A 22,606-nucleotide genomic window follows, 5' to 3' on the forward strand; every position below is an offset into this window, starting at 1 on the left:
CCCTGTTTTCCGGTTCGCATGTGCCCGGTCAGGAACTGACGGGCGTCTCTTCGCGCCGAGTTGCCGGCGGAGACATTTGCGCCGCTTCGTCGGTCGCCTTCGGAGCAATGCGGAACCAGATCGCGTACAGAGCAGGGAGAAACACGAGCGTCAAGGCCGTGCCGCCGATCGTACCGCCGATCAGCGTGAACGCGAGCGCCCCCCAGAACACCGAGAACGTCAGCGGAATGAAGGCAAGCGCAGCCGCAAGCGCCGTCAGGATCACCGGGCGCGCACGCTGCACGGTTGCTTCGATGATCGCGTCGTACGGATCGAGGCCGTCGGCTTCGTTCTGGTGGATCTGCCCGATCAGAATCAGCGTGTTGCGCATGATGATGCCGGCAAGACCGATCAACCCGAGGATTGCGTTGAAGCCGAACGGCTGACGGAACAGCAACAGGATCGGCACGACACCCACCAGCGCGAGCGGTGCCGTCAACAGCACCATCGCCATCGCCGCGATCGAGCGCACCTGGAAGATCACGACGATCATCATCAGGATCAGCATGATCGGAAACACGGCGGCGAGCGCGGCGTTCGCCTTGTTCGCTTCCTCGAGGGCCGCGCCGGTCTCGATCCGGTACCCCGGCGGCAACGCGGCGACGATCGGCCGGATCGCCTGAATGATTTCGTTCGAGATCTCGGGCGGCTGGAATTCCTCGCCGATGTCGCCACGCACGGTCATCGTCGTCAGGCGGTCGCGACGCCGCAAGATCGGATCTTCCACGCGAACTCCGACCTCGCCGAGCTGGTCGAGCGGCACCTTCTGGCCGGCGCTTCCCGTCAGCGTGAACGCACCGAGCTTCGCCGGATCGAGCCGGTCGGCGCCGGCGCTGCGCGCCACCACTTCGACCGAACGGATGTCTTCGCGCACCTGCGTGACAGGGGCGCCCGTCAACAGGAACTGAAGCTGCTGCGACGCATCGTGCGTGCTCAGGCCAATCGCGCGCAGCCGATCCTGATCGAGCGAGATGCGGATCGTCGGGACGCGCGGCCCCCAGTCGGTGTTCACCTGCCGCATCGACGGGTTCGCGCGCATCACACGCTCGACTTGCCCGGCGATCTCCCGGACCTTGCCCTCGTCCGGCCCCATCACGCGAAACGCGACGGGAAAGGGTGAATACGGCCCGAACACGATCTGCGTCGCACGCACCTGCGCGTCGGGCGCGAGACCCTGCGCAACGGCGGTGCGCAGCTTCAGCTTCAGCGCCTCGCGCGCCTTCTCGTCCTGCGTCAGCACGACGATCTTCGCGAACGACGGGTCGGGCAGCTCAGGCGACATCGCAATGAAGAAGCGCGGCGCCCCCTGGCCGATGTAGCTCGTGACCAGCCGGGCCTCGGGCTGCTTGCGCAGCCATGCCTCTACCTTGCCGACCGCCGCACTCGTGGCGGCGATGCCGGTTCCTTCACTCATCCGCACTTCTACCAGCACTTCCGGCCGGCTCGAGATCGGGAAGAACTCCTGCTTGACGAGGCCGAGGCCGAGGACAGCGGCCGCGAACGAAACCACGACCGCGAACACGACGCGTTTCTTGTGCGCGACCGTCCACGCGAGCAGCGCGCGAAACCGGCGATACGCCTGCGTATCGTAGACGGCGGCATGCCCGCCCGCGACCGGCCGGATCCGCGGCAGCAGCTTGACGCCGAGATACGGCGTGAAGGCGACCGCGACGACCCAGGACGTCAGCAGCGCAAAGGCGACGACCCAGAAGATGTTGCCCGCGTATTCGCCCGCACTCGACTTCGCGAAACCGACCGGCATCAGCCCGATCGCGGTCACGAGCGTGCCCGCGAGCATCGGCGCGGCGGTATGGCTCCATGCGTACGTGGAGGCGGCGATGCGGTCGAACCCCTCCTCCATCTTCACGACCATCGTCTCGATCACGATGATCGCGTCGTCGACGAGCAGCCCGAGCGACAGGATCAGCGCGCCGAGCGTGATGCGATCGAAATCGCGTCCAGTCGCGAGCATGATGATGAAGACGCCCGCGAGCGTGAGCGGCACGGCCGCCGCGACGACGATCCCCACCCGCCAGCCGAGGCTGATCAGGCACACGGTAATCACGACGGCCAGCGCGACGAAGAACTTCAGCATGAACTCGTCGTACGCTTCCTCGATGTTGACGGCCTGATCGGTGACTTTCGTCAGCGACAGGCCTAGCGGCATTTCGGCCGAAATCGCCGCCACCTCCTTGTCGAGATCCTTGCCGAGCTGCAGGCCGTTGTAGCGCTCCTTCATCACGACGCCGAGCAGCAGCGCCGGCTCGCCCTGGTTGCGGATCAGGAAGGTGGCGGGATCCTCATAGCCGCGCTTGACGTCCGCGATGTCGGACAGCCTGAGCGTGCGGCCGCCGGCGACGATCGGCGTGTCGCGGATCTTCTGAAGATCGTCGAGCGCGCCGTCGAGGCGAATCTGCACGCGCGGCCCGGCCGTGTCGATCGAGCCGGCAGGCGTCACGAGATTCCGGTCGTTCAGCACGGCAAAGATATCGCGGGGCGAAATGCCGAGAGTCGCGAGCCGTGCATACGAGAATTCGACGAATATGCGCTCGGGCCGCTCGCCGACGATATCGATCTTTTTCACGCCCGGCACGTGCAGCAACCGCTGGCGCAGCGCTTCCGCCTCACGCACCAGCACGCGCGGCGGCTCGCCGCGCGCCTTGAGCGCGTAGAGCGCGAACGTCACGTCCGCGTATTCGTCGTTGACGAACGGGCCGGCCACGCCCTGCGGCAGCTTCGCCGCCTCGTCGCCCAGCTTCTTGCGCGCCTGGTAGAACTCTTCCTGCACGGCCGACGGCGGCGTGTCGTCGCGCAGCGTGACGGTCGTGAAAGCGAGCCCCGGCCGCGTAAAGGTTTCCGTGCGGTCGTACCACTTCAACTCCTGCATCCGCTTCTCGAGCGGCTCGGCGACCAGGTCCTGCATCTCCTGCGCGGTCGCGCCGGGCCACGCAGACATGAAGGCCAGCTCCTTGACGGTAAATGCCGGATCCTCCGCGCGGCCGAGCTTGAGAAACGCGAGCGCGCCGGCGACGGACACCGCGATGATCAGGAACAGCGTGACCGCGCGTTCTCGCACCGCGAGCGCGGAAAGATTGAAGCCGCTCATTGCAGCGCTCCCGCAATGCGCACGCTCTCACCGTCGTGCAGCAGGTGCGCGCCGAGCGCGACGAAGCGCTCGCCTGCCTTGAGCCCTTCCGCGACGGTGGCGGTCTCGTCGCCGATCGCGACCAGCCGCACGCGCCGCCAGACCACGCGCGGCTTCGTCCCGTCGACGACCCAGACGCCCGGGCCATTCCCACGATCGAAGACAGCCGCAAGCGGCACCCGTATTGCGGCGGCGCCGGTCGCGGCGCGCGCGTCGGGCACATTGACCGTCACCGTCGCGCCGAGCGGCGCGCGCGCGATCGGCCCCTCCAGCACGTAGCGCGCCTCGAATGTCCGCGTCTGCGGATTGGCCGCATCGGAAAGTTGCCGCAAACGTGCGTCACCCGTCAGGTCGGCACCGCCATACAGCGTCGCGCGGCCCATCGAGCCGAGCGCGGGCCGGAAAGTCTCGGGCAGGTCGACAACCGCTTCACGCGGGCCGGAACGCGCAAGCCGCACGACCGTCTGCCCTGCGGCCACCACTTGTCCGGGCTCACCGAGCGTGCTCATCACGACACCGTCCGCATCGGCGACCAGCACCGCGTAACCTGCCGCGTTGCGCGCGACGTTCGCACGCGCCTGCGCGGCACGAAGCTGCGCCCGCGCGGTGTCGGCGGCGGCCCGCATCTGGTCGTATGCGGATGCCGACACCGCGCCGGCGGAAACAAGCCCGCTGTAGCGCATTTCGTCGGCCGCAGTCTGGTTGGCGCGTGCCTTCGCTGCCGCCACGGCGTCGTCCTCGGCGCGCGTCGCGAGTTGCAGATCGGTTGCGTCGATCCGCATCAGCGGCTGCCCGCGACGCACGGTCTGGCCGGCATCCACCATGCGTTCGACAATCTTGCCCGGCACGCGGAAACCGAGGTCGCTTTGCACCCGCGCGACGACGGTACCCGTGAAGGTCCGCCCGACGCCCCCGGCGTCACGTGCGATGTCCGTCCGGACGAGCGGCGTCGCGGCGCGCGGATCGTCCTGTTTCGCGGGACCGCAGGCGACGAGGCCGAACGCAATCGAAGCGGCGAGAACAGCCGGCGCGGCCGCGCGAATGAGCAACATGGGCAATCTCCAGACTGAAGAAGGCCCGAGTGTGAATCATGTGACCAATATCGTCAATGGTCACAATCAAAATGACGTCAGGGCGACAGGCTGCGCAACACAAGGTTGCAGACGGCCTTCGACGCGTCTTCGGCGTGGTCTAGGTGGTACTGCAGCATCACCGGATTCACGAACGGCTGAAGCACGAGAAAGATCGCGCGGCAGGTCTCGTCGAGCGGCGTCTTGCGCTCGAATTCGCCGCTTTCGCGCCCTTCACGGACGATCCGCACGATCGCGCCCCTGATCTTTTCGTCATGTTCGATCGTGGTCTGCCAGCCTTCCTCGATCGCATACGCGGCAATGTCGTACAGCTTGCGATCGGTGAAGAAGAATCCCACGCAGGCGGCGGTCATCGCCTGGAACATCCCGCGCAGCCGGTCGGTCGCGGACTCGGCGCCGGCGATCGCCTGATCCGCCGCCGCCATGATCGTGCCGAGGCTGGTCGCGCAAATCGCTTCGCCGATCGCGCGCTTCGAATCGAAGAACTTGTAGATGTACGCCTTCGAGAAACCGATCGCCTTCGCGAGATCGGAGACCGTCGTCTTGCCGTACCCGTAATGCCGGAAATGTTCGTTCGCCGCATTCACGATCTGGTCGCGGACGGCGTGGTCCGCCGGGCCGCGCCGGCCTGCGGGGAGAGACACGCTTTCAGTCATGGTTGGAAATCTGGAACATCAGGACGTGATTGACACCATGTGACCAATTCGTACAATGGTCACACTCGAAATTTCGCCTCTATTCTCTACCCTGAAGGGTCGTCATGCCGGTTTCCCATCGATTTTTTGCATCGTTCCTCGCCGTCGGCGCGCTGGCCGGCTGCGCGGTCGGCCCCGATTACCAACGGCCGGTCATTGCCGCACCCGATCGCTTCATTGGGCAAGCCGCCGTCGAACAGCGTCCCGTGACGACGGTCGCGAACCTCGACGCGTGGTGGACCGGCTTCGACGACCCGCTCATGACGCGCTTCGTCGATCTCGCGCTGCAACAGAACCTCGACATCGCCCAGGCATCCGCGCGCGTCGCACAGGCGCGCGCCGCGCTGGGCGCCGCCACCGCGGCGCTGCTGCCGAGCGGCGCCGTGACCGCACAGGGCCAGAAGGTCTACCAGTCGGTCGATACGCCGCTCGGACGACTGCTCGAGTCGACCCCCGGCTTCTCCCGCAACGCCGCCTATTACGAAGGTGACATCGGCGCGAGCTGGGAAATCGACCTGTTCGGCGGGTTGCGGCGCAGCCGCGAGGCCGTGCGCGCCGAATACGAGGCGTCGGCAGCCGCCGCGGTCGCCACCCGGCTGGCCGTCGCCGCGCAGACCGCGAATACCTATGTGACGATCCGCGGGCTGCAGGCGCGCCTCGCTGTCGCAACGCAGCAGGTCGACACCCGCCGGCGCCTGCTGGCAACCGTGCAAATGCAGTACCGCAATGGTGTCGCGGCCGAATTGCAGGTTCGCCAGGCAGAAGGCGCGCTGGCCCAGGTCGAAGCCACGGTGCCGATCCTCGAAACCGGGCTCGACGCAGCGCAAAACGCACTCGATGTGCTGGTCGGCGCTCAGCCCGGCACCCATCGGGCCGAACTGGGCACGGCCGCGCCGATTCCGGTCGCCCCGCGTCTCGCGGATGCCGGCACGCCGGGCGACCTGCTCCGCCGCCGACCCGACCTGATCGTCGCCGAACGGCGGCTCGCGGCCGCGAATGCGCGCATCGGCGCAGCGATCGCCGAGTACTATCCCAAGCTGTCGCTGAGCGGCCTGATCGGCACGGCCGCCACCGCATCCGGCGACCTGTTCACGCATGGCGCCACGCAGGCACAAGGCATCCTCGGCCTGCGCTGGCGCCTGTTCGACTTCGGGCGCATCGATGCGCAGATCGCGGCTGCGCGCGGACAGACTTCCGAGGCGCTCGCCGCCTATCGACAGGCCGCGTTGCGCGCTTCGGAGGACGTCGAGGACGCGTTTTCGGCGCTCGTGAAGCGTGAGGCGCAGATGCGTGCGCTTGCACGCGGCGAAACCGCGCTGGCGCGCGCGCGGGAAACATCGTTCACTGCGTACCAGAGCGGCGCCGTAAGCCTCATCGAAGTGCTCGACGCCGACAGCGATCTGCTGCAGACGCGCGATGCGAAGGCCCAGGCGCAGGCCGAGGCGGCCCGGGCGGCCATCGCATCGTTCCGCGCACTGGGTGGCGGCTGGGAAGCCGCACAGAACGCGCAAAACGACGTCCCGCTCGATGTCTCGGCACGCTGACGTCGGCGTCGTCACGTGCCGCACGCTCGAACCGCCCGCGCGCTGCCCGATGCAGGCGCACGTCCCGCGTACGGTGCACCGACAAACGAATGCCGCGGCTCGCACCGCGGCATTTTCGTTTCGATACCCACCGTGCCGGCCGGTTACGCCAGGCCAGCGACGATGCAGCCGGCCGGTCTGCCGGCAAACGCCGGACCGGCCGACACTCGACAGCGCACTCAATACACCTGCACCCGCCACAGTTCGCGCGCCGCCGATTCGCGTGACATCGCACGGCGGCCATGCAGCACACTGTAGTTGTCGACCAACACGATATCGCCATCCACCCAGTCGTGCTCGACAAGGTACTCGCGTGCGTACGCGAGCGCATTGATCTGCTGCACGCTGTCATCGGGCACGGTGCCCGGCGTCGCGAGGCTCACTTCGAAACGCTGCAGCGTCGATTCGCTGCCCTCCTGGTAGCGCAGCACCTTTTCGCCCGTATCCGGGTGCGTGGCGATCAGCGGAAACGTCCGCGGCACACCGCCGAAGTAGGTCATTTTCGTGTCGTAGGTCAGACTCGTCTGCTCCCAAGCGGCCAACGTGCCGGCGTCGAGCTGACTGACGATACGACGCGCATCGACCAGCGTCGTCATGCCCTCGCCGCGCTTCGGCGCGGTCTTGCAGTAGAGTGCGAACATCTTCGCGGAGAAGTGTTCGTCCTGCTGCACGAGCGGATGCGTGAGCGGCAGCATGCTCAGGTCCCAGTGCAGCGGCACCGCCTCGAACGAATGTACGTAGCCGTTCGCATCTTCTTCGGGTTTCACCTTGTGCACCGGCCCGAACTGCCACACGTACAGCTTGCCGAACTGCTCGGTGAACTTCACGAGCGAAGCCTCGTCATCGACACGGAAGCCACGCAGCACGACGAAACCATGACGCTGCAGCATCGTTGCGAGTGCATCCTTCGACAGCGCGCAGCAATCGATCCGGCCCGCTTCTTCGGCATTCGGCTCGACCAGCAAGCCGAAGTCGTCGCGATGCACGACGCTGATCGCACAGCGATTCAGGACCGGATCGTCGCCCTCCGCGAAATACCATGGTTCGCCGCCTTTCGTGACGAGCGCGGCGTTGACGGTTTGATTGACCTGCGATTTGCTCAGCATGGCAAATTCTCCATTCTTTTTTTGAAGTAGCACGTTGCGCCAGGGCAGCGCACCATTGCCGCCCCCGGCATGCAACCTGATCGGAATCTTTTTGCTCCCGGGCGGCGCCGTATGGACGGTCAGCCGCAGACCGGCAGGCAGCTTCGCGTCGAGAAAGCCATCCAGCGCAACCCCGCGCTCCGCCATCCGTTGCGCGGCCCGCGAGAGCCGCGCGCGCGTCGCGGTGTCCGCGTCGGCCAGCACGATCTGCCGTTCGCCGGCGAGCAATGCCGTCAGCTCGCCGACGCGTTCGCCGCGGACATCGCAACGCGTGTCGTCGTCGGCGGGCCAGTAGGGCGCAAGCACGGCGTCGACGTCGGACGCATCGCGATCGAACGACGGATCCACCGTCGAATACGAATGCCAGACGATGTTGCGCGACGCGATCAGCTCGCGCAGCGCGTGGTGATACGCATTCGCGTCGGCCCGGCTCACGTCCAGCAGATCGAAGAACGTCAGCCCGTCGCTGAACAGGTCGACCACGCATCCCGGCGCGTAGAACCGGCGCACCGTCTCGCAGAACGCGTCGAGATAGCCGAGCGCGAGTTGTTCGCCGCAGTCGGGCAGCACGCCAAGCACCTTGCCACGCCGGTCCGGCGACTTGAGCGGGAAACCCGGCAACGTCAGCCGGATCGGCTGCCCACGCGTCACGCACGCGCCCACTTGTGCATCGAGCGCGTCGCGCTGCACGGCAGACAGGCGGTCGACATCGCCGCTGCGGCACAGTTGTCCGAATGCGCGCCGAAATTCGGCCACCGCCGATGCACGGCTCATGACGTACGGCGTGCGCTCAGGTTCGCACGCAGCGTCTGGATGAAGGTTTGCCAGACGGGAAACTCCGCGGTATTCCAGATGCCGGCGATCCATTCGTCCGCTTGTCCGGCGGACCAGCCGTCATGCATCATCTTGTAGTGCGACACGAACACCGAGACCCGGTAGTTTGCCGCGCAATGCACGAGCGTCCTGCCGCCCGCCGCTTGCCGGAAGAGATCGGCGAAGGTGTCGAAGTCCTCCAGCGCAGGCTGCTTGAAATCGACCGGCAGGAAGTGATACTGCATGCCGTTGCGCCGCACGCAGCCCTCCTCGTCGTCGATCGAGTAACGCGTGTCGAACGGCGCGAGGTTGATGATCGTCGTCACGCCGTCCCGTGCCAGCTCGGCGAACTGCGCCTCGGTCGGCTGGCCGGCCGTCAGCGTATGCGCATCGATCCATTTCGCGTTGCGCATGTCGGAAAGATTCACGTTGTGCCTCCATTGCAGATGGAACGCATTCGTCGCCCGCGCCCGCGGTGCGACGCGGCTGCCGACGAACGCCAATCGGGTGGAATACGGGCCGCACCGCTCAAGAGGAAACGGCTTCAGCGGAACCGGCGAACAATTGCGGGTGATGGACGAAATGGCAGGGCACGCCATCCGAGAACACCAGTACCGAATTGCGCTCGTCCACCTCGGAGCGCTTCTTCAGCACGATCCGGTTGTTCTCGCGCACCGCTACCGAATGCCATGGCGTGAGCCACACGTCGTCGCAGTCGACGAGGCGGATGCCGATCTTCTTCGACATGCGGAACTGCGGATGAATGGACAGCCGCAGACTGTTGGGAAACGCGTCCTCGATCAGCCGGCTCCACGCATTGCTGCGCTGGATCACGCGATACGCGTTGCAGCGGCTCATCTTCTGGATTGCCGTGTTGCTCCAGGTCCGGAACCGCTCGATGCCGAGCGAATCTTCGTACAGGAAGCGCGTGATGCCGCGATACATCGCGCTCATCGCCGGATCGTCCTGGCATTGCCGCCGGATCCGCTCGACCGGATCGCTATATGCGATCAGCAACTCCTCGCGTTTCGACGTGAGGTCGTCGAGATAGCCGAAGTGGCCTTTCAGGTCGAAGAACTCGAAGCTGCCTTCGAAATGCACGGCCGCATGCGCTTCGAGGCTCTTCAGGTATTGCGCGACTTCATCGTCGCCGATGCTGACGACGTCCGAGAAACAGTAGCCGTCCGAGCAGATGACGAACCTGACGCCCGGCCGGTAGATCTTGCCGATACGGGTGCACAGCGCGGCCAGGTTCTTCAGCGCGTGCTTCTCCGCGAGATCGGGCAACGCACCGAGCGTCTTCATCCGGTTCGGCGACTTGCCCGGAAACGCAGGCAGGATCAGCCTGACCTGCCGATCACTCGCAACGATGGGCAGGATCGCCTCGACATGCCAGTCCATCTCGGCTTCGATGTCGCCGGGTCGACTGTCCTCCGTCGGATGCAGCTTGCGAAGCTTGAACACTTCGCGCACGATCGCGCGGGCGATCGATAGCGCGTCGCACTCCACCGCGCGTGCTTGGTTCTCGTATAGATCGCACGACATTTCGGCCCTCTCGTGAATGGCTGAGGATGTGCTTTGCCCGGTATCGGCAAGCGGTCGCGCAACCGCCGCACCCCTCGTAGTTTTTGACATCGCGCTGGCACTGGCGCGATCGATCGGCCTGACGCGTCGCGTCCTGGCGTACGGGACGCGATATAAGCGAATTCGCCAATCAAACGCCGGGGAAATTACAAAGCAAACGCTTCCCGCGCGATAGCTGTCCTTTCGGGCAGGATTTGTCAAAAAGAAACGCACCACCGGACACGATTGTTCCCGCTCGGCGCGACGCGCAAGCGTCGATCACGCCGGACGGTTGACGGGAGACGGTCGGGGAGATCGGGACGGGTCGTCAGCCGGCGCCGCGCCGGCAGTGCGCGCGGCGGGATTCAGGAACGGCGGGACGCACGCGCGGATGACGACGGCCCGACCCTCCGCGCGCGGTACCGACGCGCCGCGCGCCAGGGCGGCGCCGGACATTCGGGCATCCTGAATCGTGCCCGCACCTGCATATCGCAAGCTCACGCGGCGCGCGGCGCCGGAAACGCATGCCGGCGCGCGCGCCACGCGCCGAGCCACGCCGCCGTCAGCAGCGCGACGAGCACCCACGGAATCGCCCCCGCGCCCGTCGCGCCGAGCAGCATCCCGCCCGCGATGCCGCCGCCCGCGATCGCGAGGTTCCACACCGTCACGAGCATCGACTGCGCGACATCGGCCGCGTCGCCCGCCGCGTTCGCGGTGGCGGTCTGGAACAGCGTCGGCGCGCCGCCGAACGCGAGCCCCCACAGCGCGACACCCGCATAGACGATCGTCATCCCGGACCCGGCGCCGAGCATCGCCGCCGCAAGCGCGAACAGCGCGATGCTCGCGAGCGTCAGCCGCCGCTGCGCGGCGCCGATCCATGCGCCCGTCAGCGCGATGCCGACCAGCGACGCGACGCCGAACACGAACAGCACCGCATCGACCTGCCCGCCCATCCGCACGCTCGCGAGGAACGGCGCGACGTACGTGTACAGCATGTTGTGCGCAAGCACGTACGCGAACATCACGACCAGCACCGGCCGCACGCCGGGCAGCGCGATCACGCCGAGCACCGGTTCGCGCGCGCCGGCCTGCTGCCCCGGATAGTCGGGCACGCGCAGCCGGATCCAGCCGATCAGCGCGAGCGCCGCGACCGTGATGCCGGCGAACGCGATGCGCCAGCCGAACAGCGCGCCGAGCGCGGTGCCGGCCGGAATGCCGATCGACATCGCGACCGGCGCGCCGACCATCGCGACCGCGATCGCACGGCCGCGCAGCGATGCGCCGACCATCCGGCTCGCATAGCCGGCCAGCAGCGCCCACAGCAGCCCGGCCGACATGCCCGCGACGAAGCGCGCGGCGAGCGTGAGCACGTAGTACGGCGACGCGGCGGTCAGCGCATTCGACACGACGAACCCGGCGAGCGCCGCGAGCAGCAGCCGGCGCCGGCGCATCGCGCGCGTCGCGGCGACGAGCGGAATCGCCGCGACGATCGAGCCGAGCGCATAGACGGTCACGAGCTGCCCGATCAGCGCCTCGGTCACGTGCAGGTCGACGCTCATCAACGGGAGCAGGCCGGCCGGCAATGCTTCGGTCAGGATCGTGATGAAGCCGGCAGTCGCGAGCGCCAGCAGGTTCGCGACCGGCAGGCGTTCACGCACCGGCGCGGACGGACCGGACGCCCGGTCGGCGACCCGGTCGGAGGCGGAGGCGGAGGCAGAAGCGGAAGCGGAAACGCATTCGCTCATGTCGCGCTCCGGCCGTCGACGTCATAGACTGCATCGCGCACGTCGGCGACGAAACGCCCGTGCATCCCTTCGTATAACGTATTGGTCAGCGCAACGACCGTCAGCCCGGCCGCGCGGTCGACGAACCACGCGTGCCCGTACGCACCGCCCCAGCGCCACGTGCCGACCGACTCCGGCGACTGCGCGGCCGCCGGGTCATACAGCACCGAAAAGCCGAGCCCGAAGCCGAATCCCGGCGCGTCGGGCAGGTCGTGGGCGCCCGGCTGCACGCTCGACATCTCGTCGATCCAGCGGCGCGCGAGCCAGCCGTCGCGGCCGGTGCGCAACGTATCGAGCAGCATCATGCAGTCGCGTGCGGTGCCAACCATCCCGGCGCCGCCCGACGGCCACGCGGCCGCGTCGAATGCGCGCGCCGGTGCGAAGCGGATGCCGACCGTGCCGTCGTACACCGGTACGAGATCGTCGTCAGCCATCCGGCGCGGCGCGCCCGGCGTGCTGACGTACGGCGTCGCGAAACGCGCGGCGTCGTGCGAGAAGACGGCGGTGTCGGTCATCCCGAGCGGCGTCGTGACGAGCGCGGCGACGGCCTCGGCGAGCGGCCGGCCATCGACCGCCTCGATCAGCGCGCCGACCACGTCGATCGCGAGCGAGTAGTCCCACGACGTGCCGGGCGCAAACCGCAGCGGCACGCCGGCGATGCGCCGCACGTTCTCCGCGAGCGACAGGTCCGCGCGATCCATCCCGTCGGACACCCCGGCACGCGCATACGGACCGTCGGCGTCCGCTTCGAGGAAGCGGTAGCCGAGCCCGGCCGTATGCGACAGCAGATGACGCAACGTGATGTCGGCGGGCGTGCCGTCGGGAAGCGTCGGCCGGAACGCGGGCAGCCAGCGCGCGACCGGCTCGTCGAGTTCGATGCGCCCCGCCGCGACCAGCCGCATCGCGGCGGCCGTCACGACCGGCTTCGATACCGACGCGAGCCGGAACAGCGTGTCCTCCCGCATCGGCGTGCCGGCCTCGCGATCGGCCAGACCGGCCGCGCGCGCATGGCGCAGTTCGCCGTCGCGGGCGACCAGCACGACCGCGCCGACCACGCGTGCTTCGGCCAGCGCGCGATCGAGCACGGCGTCGAGGCGTTCGCGCAGCGCGGCGTCCGGTTCGGCGCGGCGGGCAGTGACAGGCAGGGATGACATGGCGTGACCTCGAACAATGAAGGAACGCCCATCGTAGGGAGCCGGCGCGAGAAGAAAAACCGGGTTAGAGTTCCGGACACTCCGGACGTCGATGTCCGCAATCGGGAACCTGCATGGAAAATCTTGGCGGCTTCGTCGTGTTCGTCCAGGTCGCGGAAACGCGCAGTTTCGTCGCGGCCGGCCGCGCGCTCGGGCTGTCGGCGTCCGCGATCGGCAAGCGCATCGCGCGGCTCGAGGCCCGGCTGAACGTGCGGCTCTTTCACCGCAGCACGCGCAGCATCACGCTGACCGCGGAAGGCACGCGCTTCCTGGAACGCTGCCGGCGCGTGATCGCCGAGATCGACGCGGCCGAGCAGGAACTGACGCACAGCGCCGACGCGCCGCGCGGGCGCCTGCGCGTGAGCCTGCCGACGATCGGCACGCTGCTGCTGCCGCTGCTGGCCGATTTCATGGCCGCGTATCCGGAGATCGAACTCGACATCGATTTCAGCGACCGCCTCGTCGACGTCGTCGAAGAAGGTTTCGATGCGGTGCTGCGCACCGGCCAGCCGACGGATTCGCGGCTGTCGTCGCGGCTGCTCCGCCATTTCCGCCAGCACCTCGTCGCGTCGCCCGACTACCTCGCGCGGCACGGCACGCCGCGCACGCCGGCCGATCTCGCGCAGCATCGCTGCCTGCACTACCGCTTTCCGAGCAGCGGCAAGCTCGAGACCTGGCCGCTGCGCGTGCCGCACGCGAGTACGCCGCCCGAGGTGCCGGTCGCGATGGTCAGCAACAGCGCGGAAGCGCGCCTGTGCTTCACGCTGCGCGGGCTCGGCATCGCGTGCCTGCCCGAGTTCTTCGTGCGCGATGCGCTCGACGACGGCACGCTGCGCGCGGTGCTCGACGAACACGTCGAGAGCTGCACGCCGATCTACGTCCTGTGGCCGTCAGGCCGCCATCCGACGCCGAAACTGCGCGCCTTCGTCGACTACATGGCCGAGCACCTGCAGCGCTGACCGGCGCGCCGTCACGTACCCTTGCGTGCCCTTATGTGCGCTCGCGTGCCCTCACGCGGCCTTCGCGTGCGCGCTCAGCCGCCGGAACGCCTGGCCCTGCTCGTCGAACAGATGGCAGTGCTCGGCCTGCGCATGCACGTGCAGTGCCTCGCCGGTGCGGTACGTGTCGAGCGGTGGAATCCGCGCGATCAGCCCGTCCGGCGCGACGGCCGACTCCGCATACAGATACGCGGCATCGCCGAGCGATTCGACGGCCATCGTCCGCGCGGCGACACCCTCGGCCGCCGCCCCCACCATCAGATGCTCGGGCCGCACGCCGACGGTCACCGCCGCGCCGCGCTGCAACCCGGCCGCCTCGACCGCGACGCGTTGCGTCTCGCCGCTGCCGAAGCGCACCAGCACGCCGGTCGCATCGACCGACTCGACCGTGCCTTTCAGGAAGTTCATCTTCGGCGAGCCGATGAAGCCCGCAACGAACTGGTTGGCCGGCGCGTGGTACAGCGCGTTCGGCGTGCCGACCTGCTGCACCGCGCCGCCCGACAGCACGACGATCTTGTCGGCGAGCGTCATCGCCTCGACCTGGTCGTGCGTCACGTAGATCATCGTGGTCTTCAGCTCGTCGTGCAGCCGCGCGAATTCCAGCCGCATCTTCACGCGCAGCGCGGCGTCGAGGTTCGACAACGGCTCGTCGAACAGGAACACCTTCGGCTTGCGCGTGATCGCGCGGCCGATCGCGACGCGCTGCCGCTGGCCGCCCGACAACTGCTTCGGCTTGCGGTCGAGCAGGTGATCGATGTGCAGGATCTTCGCGGCCTGCTTCACCGCCTGGTCGATCTCGGGCTTCTTCGCGCCGGCGAGCTTCAGGCCGAACGCCATGTTGTCGTACAGCGTCATGTGCGGGTACAGCGCATACGACTGGAACACCATCGCGATGCCGCGCTTCGCGCTCGGCACGTCGTTGACCTTCGCGCCGTCGATCAGCAGGTCGCCGCTCGAGATGTCCTCGAGCCCGGCGATCATCCGCATCAGCGTGGATTTGCCGCAGCCGCTCGGGCCGACGAACACGACGAATTCGCCGTCGGCGATGTCGAGGTTCACGTTGCGCAGCACTTCGGTGTCGTCGTAGCGCTTCGCGATGTTGCGCAGGAGCACGCTTGCCATGGTCTGTCTCCGTTCGTTCGTGATGCGCCGCGTTCGACGCGGCGCGCAATCGTTCGTGGTTGCTAGCTCGGCAGCACGGCGCCGGTCGCCTGCCAGCGCGCGACGTAGCCGGGCAGCTCGTGCATGTCGTCGAATACGTGACGCGCGCCGATCCCGCGCAACGCGTCGATCTGCGCGGCCGAGGCATGCCCGCCGCCGACGAAGCCGAGCACGGTCATCCCGGCCGCGGCGGCCGCGGTGATGCCGGTCACGCTGTCCTCGACGACGAGGCATTGCGCGGGCACCGCGCCGAGCGCGCGCGCGGCCGCGAGATACACGTCGGGCGCCGGCTTCGGCCGCGCGACGGAATCCGCGCAGAACAGCCGGTCGCCGAAGAAGCGCGCGAGGCCGGTGCGCGCGAGCGCCGCCTCGACGTACGCGCGGTAGCTGTTGCTCGCGCACGCCGTCGTCAGCTTGAGCGCCGCGAGCGCCGTATCGATGCCGTCGACCATCGGCGCGTTGACAGCCGCCGCTTCGACCGCGCGGCGGATCGCATCGACGTCGTCGGCCGACAGCGTACGGCCGACGGCCTCGCCCGCGCCGGCCAGCACGCGCTCGATGCGCAGCCCGAGCAGCGGCATCACCGCCGGCCGCGCATCGACACCCGGCCAGCGCGCATCGAGCTCGCGCACGATCACGTCGGCGGCGACCGCCTCGCTGTCGATCAGCACGCCGTCGCAATCGCAGATCAGCACGTTCATGCCAAGACCGGCCGCCCTCATTTGACCGCCCCGAAGGTGAGCCCGCGCACGAGCTGCTTCTGCGACAGCCAGCCGACGATCAGGATCGGCGCGACGGCCAGCAGCGACGCGGCGGACAGCTTCGCCCAGAACAACCCCTCGGGGCTCGAGTACGACGCGATGAACACGGTGAGCGGCGCGGCGTTCGAGCTCGACAGGTTGATGCTCCAGAACGCCTCGTTCCACGACAGGATCACCAGCAGCAGCGCGGTGGACGCGAGCCCCGGCAGCGCCATCGGCATCAGCAGGTAGACGATCTCCTGCCACGTCGACGCGCCGTCGATGCGCCCGGCTTCGAGGATGTCCTTCGGGATCTCGTTGAAGTACGTGAAGGTCATCCACACCGCGATCGGCAGGTTGATCAGCGTGTACACGATCACGAGGCCCGACACGGTGTCGAGCAGCCCCGCGTTCTTCCACAGCAGGTAGATCGGCACGAGCACGCCGACCGACGGCATCATCTTGGTCGACAGCATCCATAGCAGCACCTTCTGCGTGCGGTGGTTCGGGAAGAACGCCATCGCGTAGGCCGCCGGCACCGCGAGCAGCAGCGAGATCAGCGTGACGCCCGCCGAGATCAGCACCGAGTTCCACGCGAACGCGAAGTAGTTGCTGCGGGCGAACACCTCGCGGAAGCTGTCGAGCGTCGGCATGAAGAACAACGTCGACGCGTACGCCTGCTGCTCGGTCTTGAACGCGGTGATCGCCATCCAGAAGATCGGGAAGAACAGCAGCAACGCGAGCAGCCACGCGAGCGCGCCGGGCAGCGCGCGCCGCACGAGGTCGAATGCAGCCGGCGCGCGCCGGCCTTCGATAGTCAGGTCGCTCATTTTTCGTACTCCCCCTTCAGGTTGCGCGCGAGCATCCGCACCAGGAAGAACGACACGACGTTCGCGACCACGACGGCGATGATCCCGCCCGCGGATGCGAGGCCGACGTCGAACTGCTGCAGGCCGAGCGCGTAGATCAGGTACGACAGGTTGGTCGTCGCATTGCCCGGGCCGCCGCCCGTCGTCGTGTAGATCTCCGCGAAGATCGACAGCAGGAAGATCGTCTCCATCATCACGACCACGGCGATCGCACGCCTCAGGTGCGGCAGCGTGATGTAGAAGAACATCGCGATCGGGCCCGCGCCGTCGATGCGCGCGGCTTCCTTCTGCTCCTGGTCGAGCGACTGGATCGCGGTGAACAGGATCAGGAACGCGAACGGCAGCCACTGCCACGCGACGATGATGATCACGGCGGTGAGCGGGTAATCGGCGAACCAGTCGATCGGCGTCATCCCGAGCGCGCGCATCGCGTTCGCAACCAGCCCGTACACCGGATGCAGGATCATGTTCTTCCAGATCAGCGCGGCCACCGTCGGCATCACGAAGAACGGCGCGATCGCGAGCAGACGCGCCACGCCCTGCCCGTAGAACTTCCGGTCGAACAGCACGGCCATCAGCACGCCGCCGACCACGGTGATCGCGAGCACCGCGCCGATCAGCACGAGCGTGTGCCAGATCGCGGGCAGGAACGACGGATCGGTCGCGAGGAAGCGGTAGTTGTCGAGCCCGGCGAAGCCCTTCACGTCCGGGTTCAGCAGGTTGTAGCGCGAGAACGAATACCAGATCGTCATCGCGAGCGGGATCGACATCCACAGCAGCAGCACCGCGACGGACGGCGACACGAGCCAGCTGGCGCCGCGCGCGCGGCGCGGCGCACCCGGCGGCGGCGACGCGTCGCCGACCGACGGCGCGTGGCTCAGGGGAAGACGTAAATGACGCATGATCGGAGTCCCTCCGGTTGAGACGCGGGCGCGAACGGCCGGCCCGCCTGTCTGCTTCGGCGACGTGCACCGTGCGCGGCGGCGCGCACGGTGCGGGCCGCGTTACTTCCTGTAGCCGGCCTGGCGCACCGCGCGGTCGGCGGCGGCTTGGCCCGCGGCGAGCGCCTGGTCGACCGTCATCTGGCCGGCCACCGCACCCGCGATCGCCTGCCCGACCACCGTGCCGAACGACTGGAATTCAGGAATCCCGACGTACTGCACGCCCGTGTACGGCACCTTCTTCAGCGACGGATCGTTCGGGTCGGCCGTCTCGATCGCCTTCAGCACGAAGTCCGAGAACGGCGCGGCGGCCTTGTACTCGGGGCGCTGATAGGTCGACGTGCGGGTGCCCGGCGGCACCGACGCCCAGCCTTCGTCCTTGCCGACCATCTCGATGTACTGCTTCGACGTCGCCCAGGCGATGAACTTGCGCGCGGCGTCCTGCTGCTTCGACGTCTTCGGCACGGCCAGCGCCCACGCCCACAGCCAGTGCGAGCCCTTCGGCGTGGCGGCGACCGGCGCGGCCGCGAAGCCGATCCGGTCGGCGACCTGCGACTGCTGTTTGTTATAGAGCATCCCGGCCGCGACCGTCGCGTCGATCCACATCGCGCACTTGCCCGAGGCGGTCAGGGTCAGGTTCTCGTTGAAGCCGTTCGAGCTCGCCCCCGGCGGGCCGTCTTTCTTCAGCAGGTTCACGTAGAAACCGATCGCCTTCCTCCACTCCGGCGACGTGAGCTGCGCGTTCCAGCTCTCGTCGAACCAGCGCCCGCCGAACGTGTTCACGACCGTCGACACGTACGCCATGTTCTCGCCCCACCCGGCCTTGCCGCGCAGGCAGATCCCGTAGGTGCCCTTCGCCTTGTCGGTGAGCTTGTCCGCGAACTCGGCGATCTGGTCGTAGGTCGGCTGGTCGGGCATCTTGAGCCCCTTCGCCGCGAACAGGTCCTTGCGGTAGAACGTCATCGAGCTCTCGACGTAGAACGGCAGCGCATACAACTGGCCGTTGTACGACAGGCTGTCGCGCGCGGTCTTCACGATGTCGTTCAGGTCGTAGTCGGCGGGCAGCCCCGTCATCGGCGCGAGCCAGCCGCGCTTGCCCCACTGCGGCGTCTCGTAGGTGCCGATCGCCATCACGTCGAACTGGCCGCTGCCGGTCGTGATGTCGGTGGTCGCGCGCTGGCGCAGCACGTTCTCCTCGAGAATCACCCAGTTCAGCTTGATGTCCGGGTTCGCCTTCTCGAACGCCGGCGACAGCTTCTTCAACTCGATCATGTCCGGGTTGTTCAGCGTCGCGATCGTCAGCGTGCCGGCGGACGCCGCGCACGCGGCCGTCGCGAACGCGGCTCCGGCGAGGCAGCGTACGGCGGCGTCGAGCATCTTTCGTTGCATGGCATGTCTCCTGTGATTGTTCGAACTGTCGTCGGTGTTGCGTATTGCGTGTGTCGTATTGCGTGTGTCGTGTTGCGTTTCCTTCGCGGCCCGTCACGCCGCCCGCTGCATGCCGCACGCGCGCGCATAGTGCGCGATCACGTCGCGTATCCGGTGGCGCACCCATGCGCGCGGCTCCTTCGCGAGGCCGCCCGCGCGGCACGCCGCGTACACGTCCGGCAGCCACTGCGCGACGAGCGTTTCGGGCACCGGCTGCCGCGCGAGGTTGTCGAACAACTGCTCGACCGCTGCCGCGACGGCCGGCTGCAGCCAGTAGTAGCGGATCCGGTCGCTGTAGCTGAACTGGCGCGCGAGCCGCTGCTCGGCCTCGTCGCCGCGATAGTACGGCGCCCAGTGCTCGGGCTGCGCGCGCATCGCGGCGTCGACCACGTCGCGCAAGCGCGAACGCTGCGCGACGTCGTCGATCAGCGCGTCCTCGATGAAGGTGAGCGCGAACAGCGCCTCGCGCAGCGCGAAGGTCAGCGCGGGGCCGACCTTCAGCACCGCGAAGTGGTCGCGCACGAGCGCGGCGAGCGCGCCTTCGGTCTGGTAGTCGGTCGAATGCGCTTCGAACACGAGGCGCGGCGTGCGCAGGATGCTGGCACCGAGCGATGCGCCCTTCGCGCTGTCGTAGTCGAGCACGTGGCGATCGTCGAAATCGACGCCGGGCTGCGCGACGATCGCGACCACGCGCGTCCATGCGTCGTCGAGCCCGGCCGCCGCGAATGCGCCGCGATGCGCGTCGAGCGTCGCGGCGATGCTGTCGCCGCGCGTGACCGCGATCCGCGCGATCGCATCGCCGGCGGCGTCGCCAGCCACTTCGCCGCCCGGCGTCGGCACCTCGGTGCCGATCACGTAGACGGGCGCGACGCCGGCGCGCGCGGCTGCGTCTTCGGCCGCACGGCACAGCTCGGCCGCGCGCGCGGCGATCGTCCGGTCGTCGAGCCGCGGCGGATCGTCCGCACAGGCCATGCTCGCATCGAGGTGGATCTTCTCGAACCCGGCTTCGACATACGCGGCGACCATCGCGGCCGCTTCGCGCATCGCGTCGGCCGCGCGGCGGTGCCGCCACGGGTTCGGTCCCAGATGGTCGCCGCCGAGCACCAGCGCCGACGGCGCGAGCCCGCAGCGCTGCGCGATCGCATCGACGTCGCGCCGGAAATCGGCGGGCGTCATGCCCGTGTAACCGCCGAGATGGTTCACCTGGTTGCAGGTCGCCTCGATCAGCAGCGGCGAGCCGTCCGCGCGCGCGGCCTCGCATGCGGCCTCCAGCACGAGCCGGTGCGCGCTGCAGATCGAATAGATGCCGCGCTGCGCATCCGCGCGGTTCGCGTCGAAGATCATCCGCAGCACGGCGTCGGCGTGCGCGCTGCGCGGACGTTCGGCGGTGGGGGTCAGGCCGGACATGCGACACCTCGTTCGGTCAGGAAGCGGTCGATTTCAGTCGCGCTGCTGTTGCCCTCCATCGGGCCGCGCCGCGTGACCGCGATCGCGCCGGCCGCGTTCGCGCGGCGCAGCGCGACGTCGATCGGCGCGCCGGCGACGAGGCTCGCGACCAGCGTGCCGCCGAAGCAGTCGCCGGCACCGGTCGGATCGTGTTCGTCGACGGGATACGCCGGCGCGTCGACGCGGCTCGCACGGTCGAACGCGACGCTGCCGGCCGCGCCGCGCTTGAGCACGACGCGCTCGAGCAGCGGATGCGTCGCGAGCAGCCCCGCAATGGCGCGCTCGGCCGGCTGCGGCCCGCAGAAGAACGGCAGGTCGGCCTCGCTCGGCAGAAACAGGTGACACGCGGCGAGCATCGTGTCGAGCGCCGCGCGCATCGGACGGAAGCTCAGCATCTCCGGCCGCACGTTCGGGTCGAACGACACCTTCGCGCCGACGCGCGCCGCTTCGATCACGCCGCGCTGCACCGCCGCGATCGCCGATTCGCTCGTCAGCGACGAGCCCATCACGTGGAAGTAGCGGCAGCCGTCGAACATCGCGGTGTCGACGTCGGATGCATCGACGCACGCGGCCGCACTGGTCGACAGGCTGAACACGAAGCTGCGCGAGCCGTCGTCGCGATACGCGACGAACGCGGTGCCGGTCGGACGGGCGACGCGGCGGATGCGCGCGACGTCGACACCGTCGCGCTCGAGCCGCGCGACGATCGCGTCGCCGAACGCATCGCGGCCGACGCAACCCGCATACGCGACGCGCGCGCCGAGCCGCGCGGCCTGGTCGGCGAAGATCGCCGGCGCGCCGCTCGGGAACGGGCCCGCGAACAGGCCCGGCGTGTCGAAACCCTGGCCGCGCTCGGCGGCGACGAATTCGGCCAGCAGTTCGCCGGCAACGACGATCTCGGCCATCATGCGTGCCCTCGTTCGACGGCGGCCGCTGCGTCGCGGGCCGGCCGGCTGGTTGCGCGTGCGAGCGGCGCCATTTCAGCTCATCCAGTTGCCGCCGTCGACGTTCAGCGTCTGGGCGGTGATGTAGTCGGCGTCGGCCGATGCGAGGAACAGCGCGGCGCCCGTCAGGTCGCCCGGCACGCCGATCCGGCCGAGCGGCACGGCTTCGCCCACGAGCCGCTTCTTCTCGCCGAGCGGCCGGTTCTCGTAGCGCGCGAACAGCGCATCGACCTGCTCCCACATCGGCGTGTCGACCACGCCCGGCGCGATGCCGTTCACGTTGATCCGGTGCGGCGCGAGCGCGAGCGCGGCCGACTGCGTGTAGCTGATCACCGCGGCCTTGGTCGCACAGTAGTGCGAAACGAGGGCCTCGCCGCGACGCCCCGCCTGCGACGACATGTTGACGATCTTGCCGCCGCGACCCTGCTCGACCATCCGCTGCGCGACCGCCTGCATCAGGAAGAACAGCCCTTTCACGTTGACCGCGAACAGCCGGTCGAACACGTCCCAGGATTCGTCGAGGATCGGGCGCATGTCGAACAGCGCCGCATTGTTGAACAGGATGTCGACGCCGCCGAAGCGCTCGACGGCAGTCGCGACGATGCGCGCGATGTCGTCACGGCGCGTGACGTCCGCGGTGACGGCCACCGCACGGCCGGGATGGGCCTCGATCAGTCGCGCGAGCGAACCGCTCGCCGGCTTCACGTCGACCAGCACGCAGCGCGCGCCCTCGTCCAGATAGCGTTGCGCGACCGCTTCGCCGATGCCGCTTGCCGCGCCCGTCAGGATCGCGACCTTGTCTTCCAGTCTCACTGGTTGTCTCCGGTTCGTTCTGCTGCACGAAGGCCGCGAGGTGAGCGAACGCTCGCTGGCCGATCAATTGCTCTGTTGTTGGTCGAATGATCGGATACGCGATTCGCGCTGTCAAGGCGACACGGCGGCTTTCGATGATGCGCTGCGGCACGTCCACACCGGGCGCCGGCCGGCGAACCGCGCCCGGCAAGGCGCGGCGCGCTGGGTGCGGCGCG

18 protein-coding genes are annotated in these 22,606 nt (G+C 68.4%); 2 read left to right on the forward strand and 16 right to left on the reverse strand.

What is annotated here, in order from left to right; all coding sequences use genetic code 11:
- Positions 1-28: 28 nt before the first annotated feature.
- The 3 genes from U5771_RS00990 to U5771_RS01000 all read right to left on the reverse strand — a co-directional run bounded on the left by U5771_RS00990 (position 29) and on the right by U5771_RS01000 (position 4,931).
- A complete protein-coding gene (locus U5771_RS00990) occupies positions 29-3,145 on the reverse strand; it encodes an efflux RND transporter permease subunit (RefSeq protein WP_322022223.1) in 3,117 nt (1,038 codons plus the stop codon).
- Positions 3,142-4,233: an efflux RND transporter periplasmic adaptor subunit gene (locus tag U5771_RS00995; RefSeq protein WP_415859377.1), complete on the reverse strand. Its 1,092-nt coding sequence runs from the start codon at positions 4,231-4,233 to the stop codon at positions 3,142-3,144. The genes U5771_RS00990 and U5771_RS00995 overlap by 4 nt, the downstream gene beginning before the upstream one ends.
- An 80-nt stretch (positions 4,234-4,313) precedes the next feature.
- Positions 4,314-4,931, reverse strand: coding sequence for a TetR/AcrR family transcriptional regulator (locus U5771_RS01000; RefSeq protein ID WP_322022225.1), 618 nt, complete (start codon positions 4,929-4,931; stop codon positions 4,314-4,316).
- Positions 4,932-5,035: 104 nt separating this feature from the next.
- On the opposite strand from U5771_RS01000, the gene U5771_RS01005 reads away from it, so the two are divergent.
- Complete coding sequence (locus U5771_RS01005) at positions 5,036-6,514, forward strand: efflux transporter outer membrane subunit (RefSeq protein WP_322022226.1); 1,479 nt, start codon at positions 5,036-5,038, stop codon at positions 6,512-6,514.
- A gap of 218 nt (positions 6,515-6,732) precedes the next feature.
- On the opposite strand, the gene U5771_RS01010 is transcribed toward U5771_RS01005, so the two are convergent.
- From U5771_RS01010 to U5771_RS01030, 5 genes are all read right to left on the reverse strand, one after another.
- Positions 6,733-8,472 (reverse strand): isocyanide synthase family protein, encoded by a 1,740-nt coding sequence (locus U5771_RS01010; protein WP_322022227.1) that lies wholly within the window; start codon positions 8,470-8,472, stop codon positions 6,733-6,735.
- On the reverse strand, positions 8,469-8,939 hold the full coding sequence (locus U5771_RS01015) for a protein tyrosine phosphatase family protein (protein ID WP_322022228.1): 471 nt from the start codon (positions 8,937-8,939) through the stop codon (positions 8,469-8,471). The genes U5771_RS01010 and U5771_RS01015 overlap by 4 nt, the downstream gene beginning before the upstream one ends.
- Positions 8,940-9,039: 100 nt before the next feature.
- On the reverse strand, positions 9,040-10,056 hold the full coding sequence (locus tag U5771_RS01020; protein ID WP_322022229.1) for an isocyanide synthase family protein: 1,017 nt from the start codon (positions 10,054-10,056) through the stop codon (positions 9,040-9,042).
- Positions 10,057-10,571: 515 nt separating this feature from the next.
- The gene (locus U5771_RS01025; protein WP_322022230.1) at positions 10,572-11,819 is read right to left on the reverse strand and encodes an MFS transporter; all 1,248 of its coding nucleotides are present in this window, start codon (positions 11,817-11,819) and stop codon (positions 10,572-10,574) included.
- The gene (locus U5771_RS01030) at positions 11,816-13,012 is read right to left on the reverse strand and encodes a serine hydrolase domain-containing protein (RefSeq protein WP_322022231.1); all 1,197 of its coding nucleotides are present in this window, start codon (positions 13,010-13,012) and stop codon (positions 11,816-11,818) included. The genes U5771_RS01025 and U5771_RS01030 overlap by 4 nt, the downstream gene beginning before the upstream one ends.
- A 113-nt stretch (positions 13,013-13,125) precedes the next feature.
- Between U5771_RS01030 and U5771_RS01035 the strand changes: the two genes are divergently transcribed.
- Positions 13,126-14,010: a LysR family transcriptional regulator gene (locus U5771_RS01035; RefSeq protein ID WP_322022232.1), complete on the forward strand. Its 885-nt coding sequence runs from the start codon at positions 13,126-13,128 to the stop codon at positions 14,008-14,010.
- Between the two features lie 51 nt (positions 14,011-14,061).
- On the opposite strand, the gene U5771_RS01040 is transcribed toward U5771_RS01035, so the two are convergent.
- From U5771_RS01040 to U5771_RS01075, 8 genes are all read right to left on the reverse strand, one after another.
- Positions 14,062-15,171, reverse strand: coding sequence for a sn-glycerol-3-phosphate ABC transporter ATP-binding protein UgpC (locus U5771_RS01040; RefSeq protein WP_322022233.1), 1,110 nt, complete (start codon positions 15,169-15,171; stop codon positions 14,062-14,064).
- Between the two features lie 62 nt (positions 15,172-15,233).
- Entirely contained in the window at positions 15,234-15,932 is a 699-nt protein-coding gene (locus U5771_RS01045) for an HAD family phosphatase (protein ID WP_322022234.1), read from the reverse strand.
- The gene (locus tag U5771_RS01050; protein ID WP_322022235.1) at positions 15,929-16,780 is read right to left on the reverse strand and encodes a carbohydrate ABC transporter permease; all 852 of its coding nucleotides are present in this window, start codon (positions 16,778-16,780) and stop codon (positions 15,929-15,931) included. The genes U5771_RS01045 and U5771_RS01050 overlap by 4 nt, the downstream gene beginning before the upstream one ends.
- Positions 16,777-17,721: a sugar ABC transporter permease gene (locus tag U5771_RS01055; protein WP_322022236.1), complete on the reverse strand. Its 945-nt coding sequence runs from the start codon at positions 17,719-17,721 to the stop codon at positions 16,777-16,779. The genes U5771_RS01050 and U5771_RS01055 overlap by 4 nt, the downstream gene beginning before the upstream one ends.
- A 102-nt stretch (positions 17,722-17,823) precedes the next feature.
- The gene (locus tag U5771_RS01060; protein ID WP_322022237.1) at positions 17,824-19,149 is read right to left on the reverse strand and encodes a sugar ABC transporter substrate-binding protein; all 1,326 of its coding nucleotides are present in this window, start codon (positions 19,147-19,149) and stop codon (positions 17,824-17,826) included.
- A 93-nt stretch (positions 19,150-19,242) separates the two neighbouring features.
- Positions 19,243-20,595, reverse strand: a complete 1,353-nt coding sequence (locus U5771_RS01065; RefSeq protein ID WP_322022238.1) for a D-tagatose-bisphosphate aldolase, class II, non-catalytic subunit — start codon at positions 20,593-20,595, stop codon at positions 19,243-19,245.
- A complete protein-coding gene (locus U5771_RS01070) occupies positions 20,583-21,539 on the reverse strand; it encodes a sugar kinase (protein WP_322022400.1) in 957 nt (318 codons plus the stop codon). The genes U5771_RS01065 and U5771_RS01070 overlap by 13 nt, the downstream gene beginning before the upstream one ends.
- A 75-nt stretch (positions 21,540-21,614) precedes the next feature.
- On the reverse strand, positions 21,615-22,391 hold the full coding sequence (locus U5771_RS01075) for an L-iditol 2-dehydrogenase (RefSeq protein WP_322022239.1): 777 nt from the start codon (positions 22,389-22,391) through the stop codon (positions 21,615-21,617).
- Between the last annotated feature and the right edge of the window lie 215 nt (positions 22,392-22,606).

The organism is Burkholderia sp. BCC1977 (assembly GCF_905339595.1).
Lineage (GTDB): Bacteria > Pseudomonadota > Gammaproteobacteria > Burkholderiales > Burkholderiaceae > Burkholderia.

Excerpts from the sequence above, each read along its gene's own strand:
- U5771_RS00990 (WP_322022223.1), bottom strand. The coding sequence starts at position 3,145 with ATGAGCGGCTTCAATCTTTCCGCGCTCGCGGTGCGAGAACGCGCGGTC.
- U5771_RS01000 (WP_322022225.1), bottom strand. The coding sequence starts at position 4,931 with ATGACTGAAAGCGTGTCTCTCCCCGCAGGCCGGCGCGGCCCGGCGGAC.
- U5771_RS01005 (WP_322022226.1), top strand. The coding sequence starts at position 5,036 with ATGCCGGTTTCCCATCGATTTTTTGCATCGTTCCTCGCCGTCGGCGCG.
- U5771_RS01010 (WP_322022227.1), bottom strand. The coding sequence starts at position 8,472 with ATGAGCCGTGCATCGGCGGTGGCCGAATTTCGGCGCGCATTCGGACAA.
- U5771_RS01020 (WP_322022229.1), bottom strand. The coding sequence starts at position 10,056 with ATGTCGTGCGATCTATACGAGAACCAAGCACGCGCGGTGGAGTGCGAC.
- U5771_RS01025 (WP_322022230.1), bottom strand. The coding sequence starts at position 11,819 with ATGAGCGAATGCGTTTCCGCTTCCGCTTCTGCCTCCGCCTCCGCCTCC.
- U5771_RS01030 (WP_322022231.1), bottom strand. The coding sequence starts at position 13,012 with ATGTCATCCCTGCCTGTCACTGCCCGCCGCGCCGAACCGGACGCCGCG.
- U5771_RS01035 (WP_322022232.1), top strand. The coding sequence starts at position 13,126 with ATGGAAAATCTTGGCGGCTTCGTCGTGTTCGTCCAGGTCGCGGAAACG.
- U5771_RS01040 (WP_322022233.1), bottom strand. The coding sequence starts at position 15,171 with ATGGCAAGCGTGCTCCTGCGCAACATCGCGAAGCGCTACGACGACACC.
- U5771_RS01045 (WP_322022234.1), bottom strand. The coding sequence starts at position 15,932 with ATGAGGGCGGCCGGTCTTGGCATGAACGTGCTGATCTGCGATTGCGAC.
- U5771_RS01050 (WP_322022235.1), bottom strand. The coding sequence starts at position 16,780 with ATGAGCGACCTGACTATCGAAGGCCGGCGCGCGCCGGCTGCATTCGAC.
- U5771_RS01055 (WP_322022236.1), bottom strand. The coding sequence starts at position 17,721 with ATGCGTCATTTACGTCTTCCCCTGAGCCACGCGCCGTCGGTCGGCGAC.
- U5771_RS01060 (WP_322022237.1), bottom strand. The coding sequence starts at position 19,149 with ATGCAACGAAAGATGCTCGACGCCGCCGTACGCTGCCTCGCCGGAGCC.
- U5771_RS01065 (WP_322022238.1), bottom strand. The coding sequence starts at position 20,595 with ATGTCCGGCCTGACCCCCACCGCCGAACGTCCGCGCAGCGCGCACGCC.
- U5771_RS01070 (WP_322022400.1), bottom strand. The coding sequence starts at position 21,539 with ATGGCCGAGATCGTCGTTGCCGGCGAACTGCTGGCCGAATTCGTCGCC.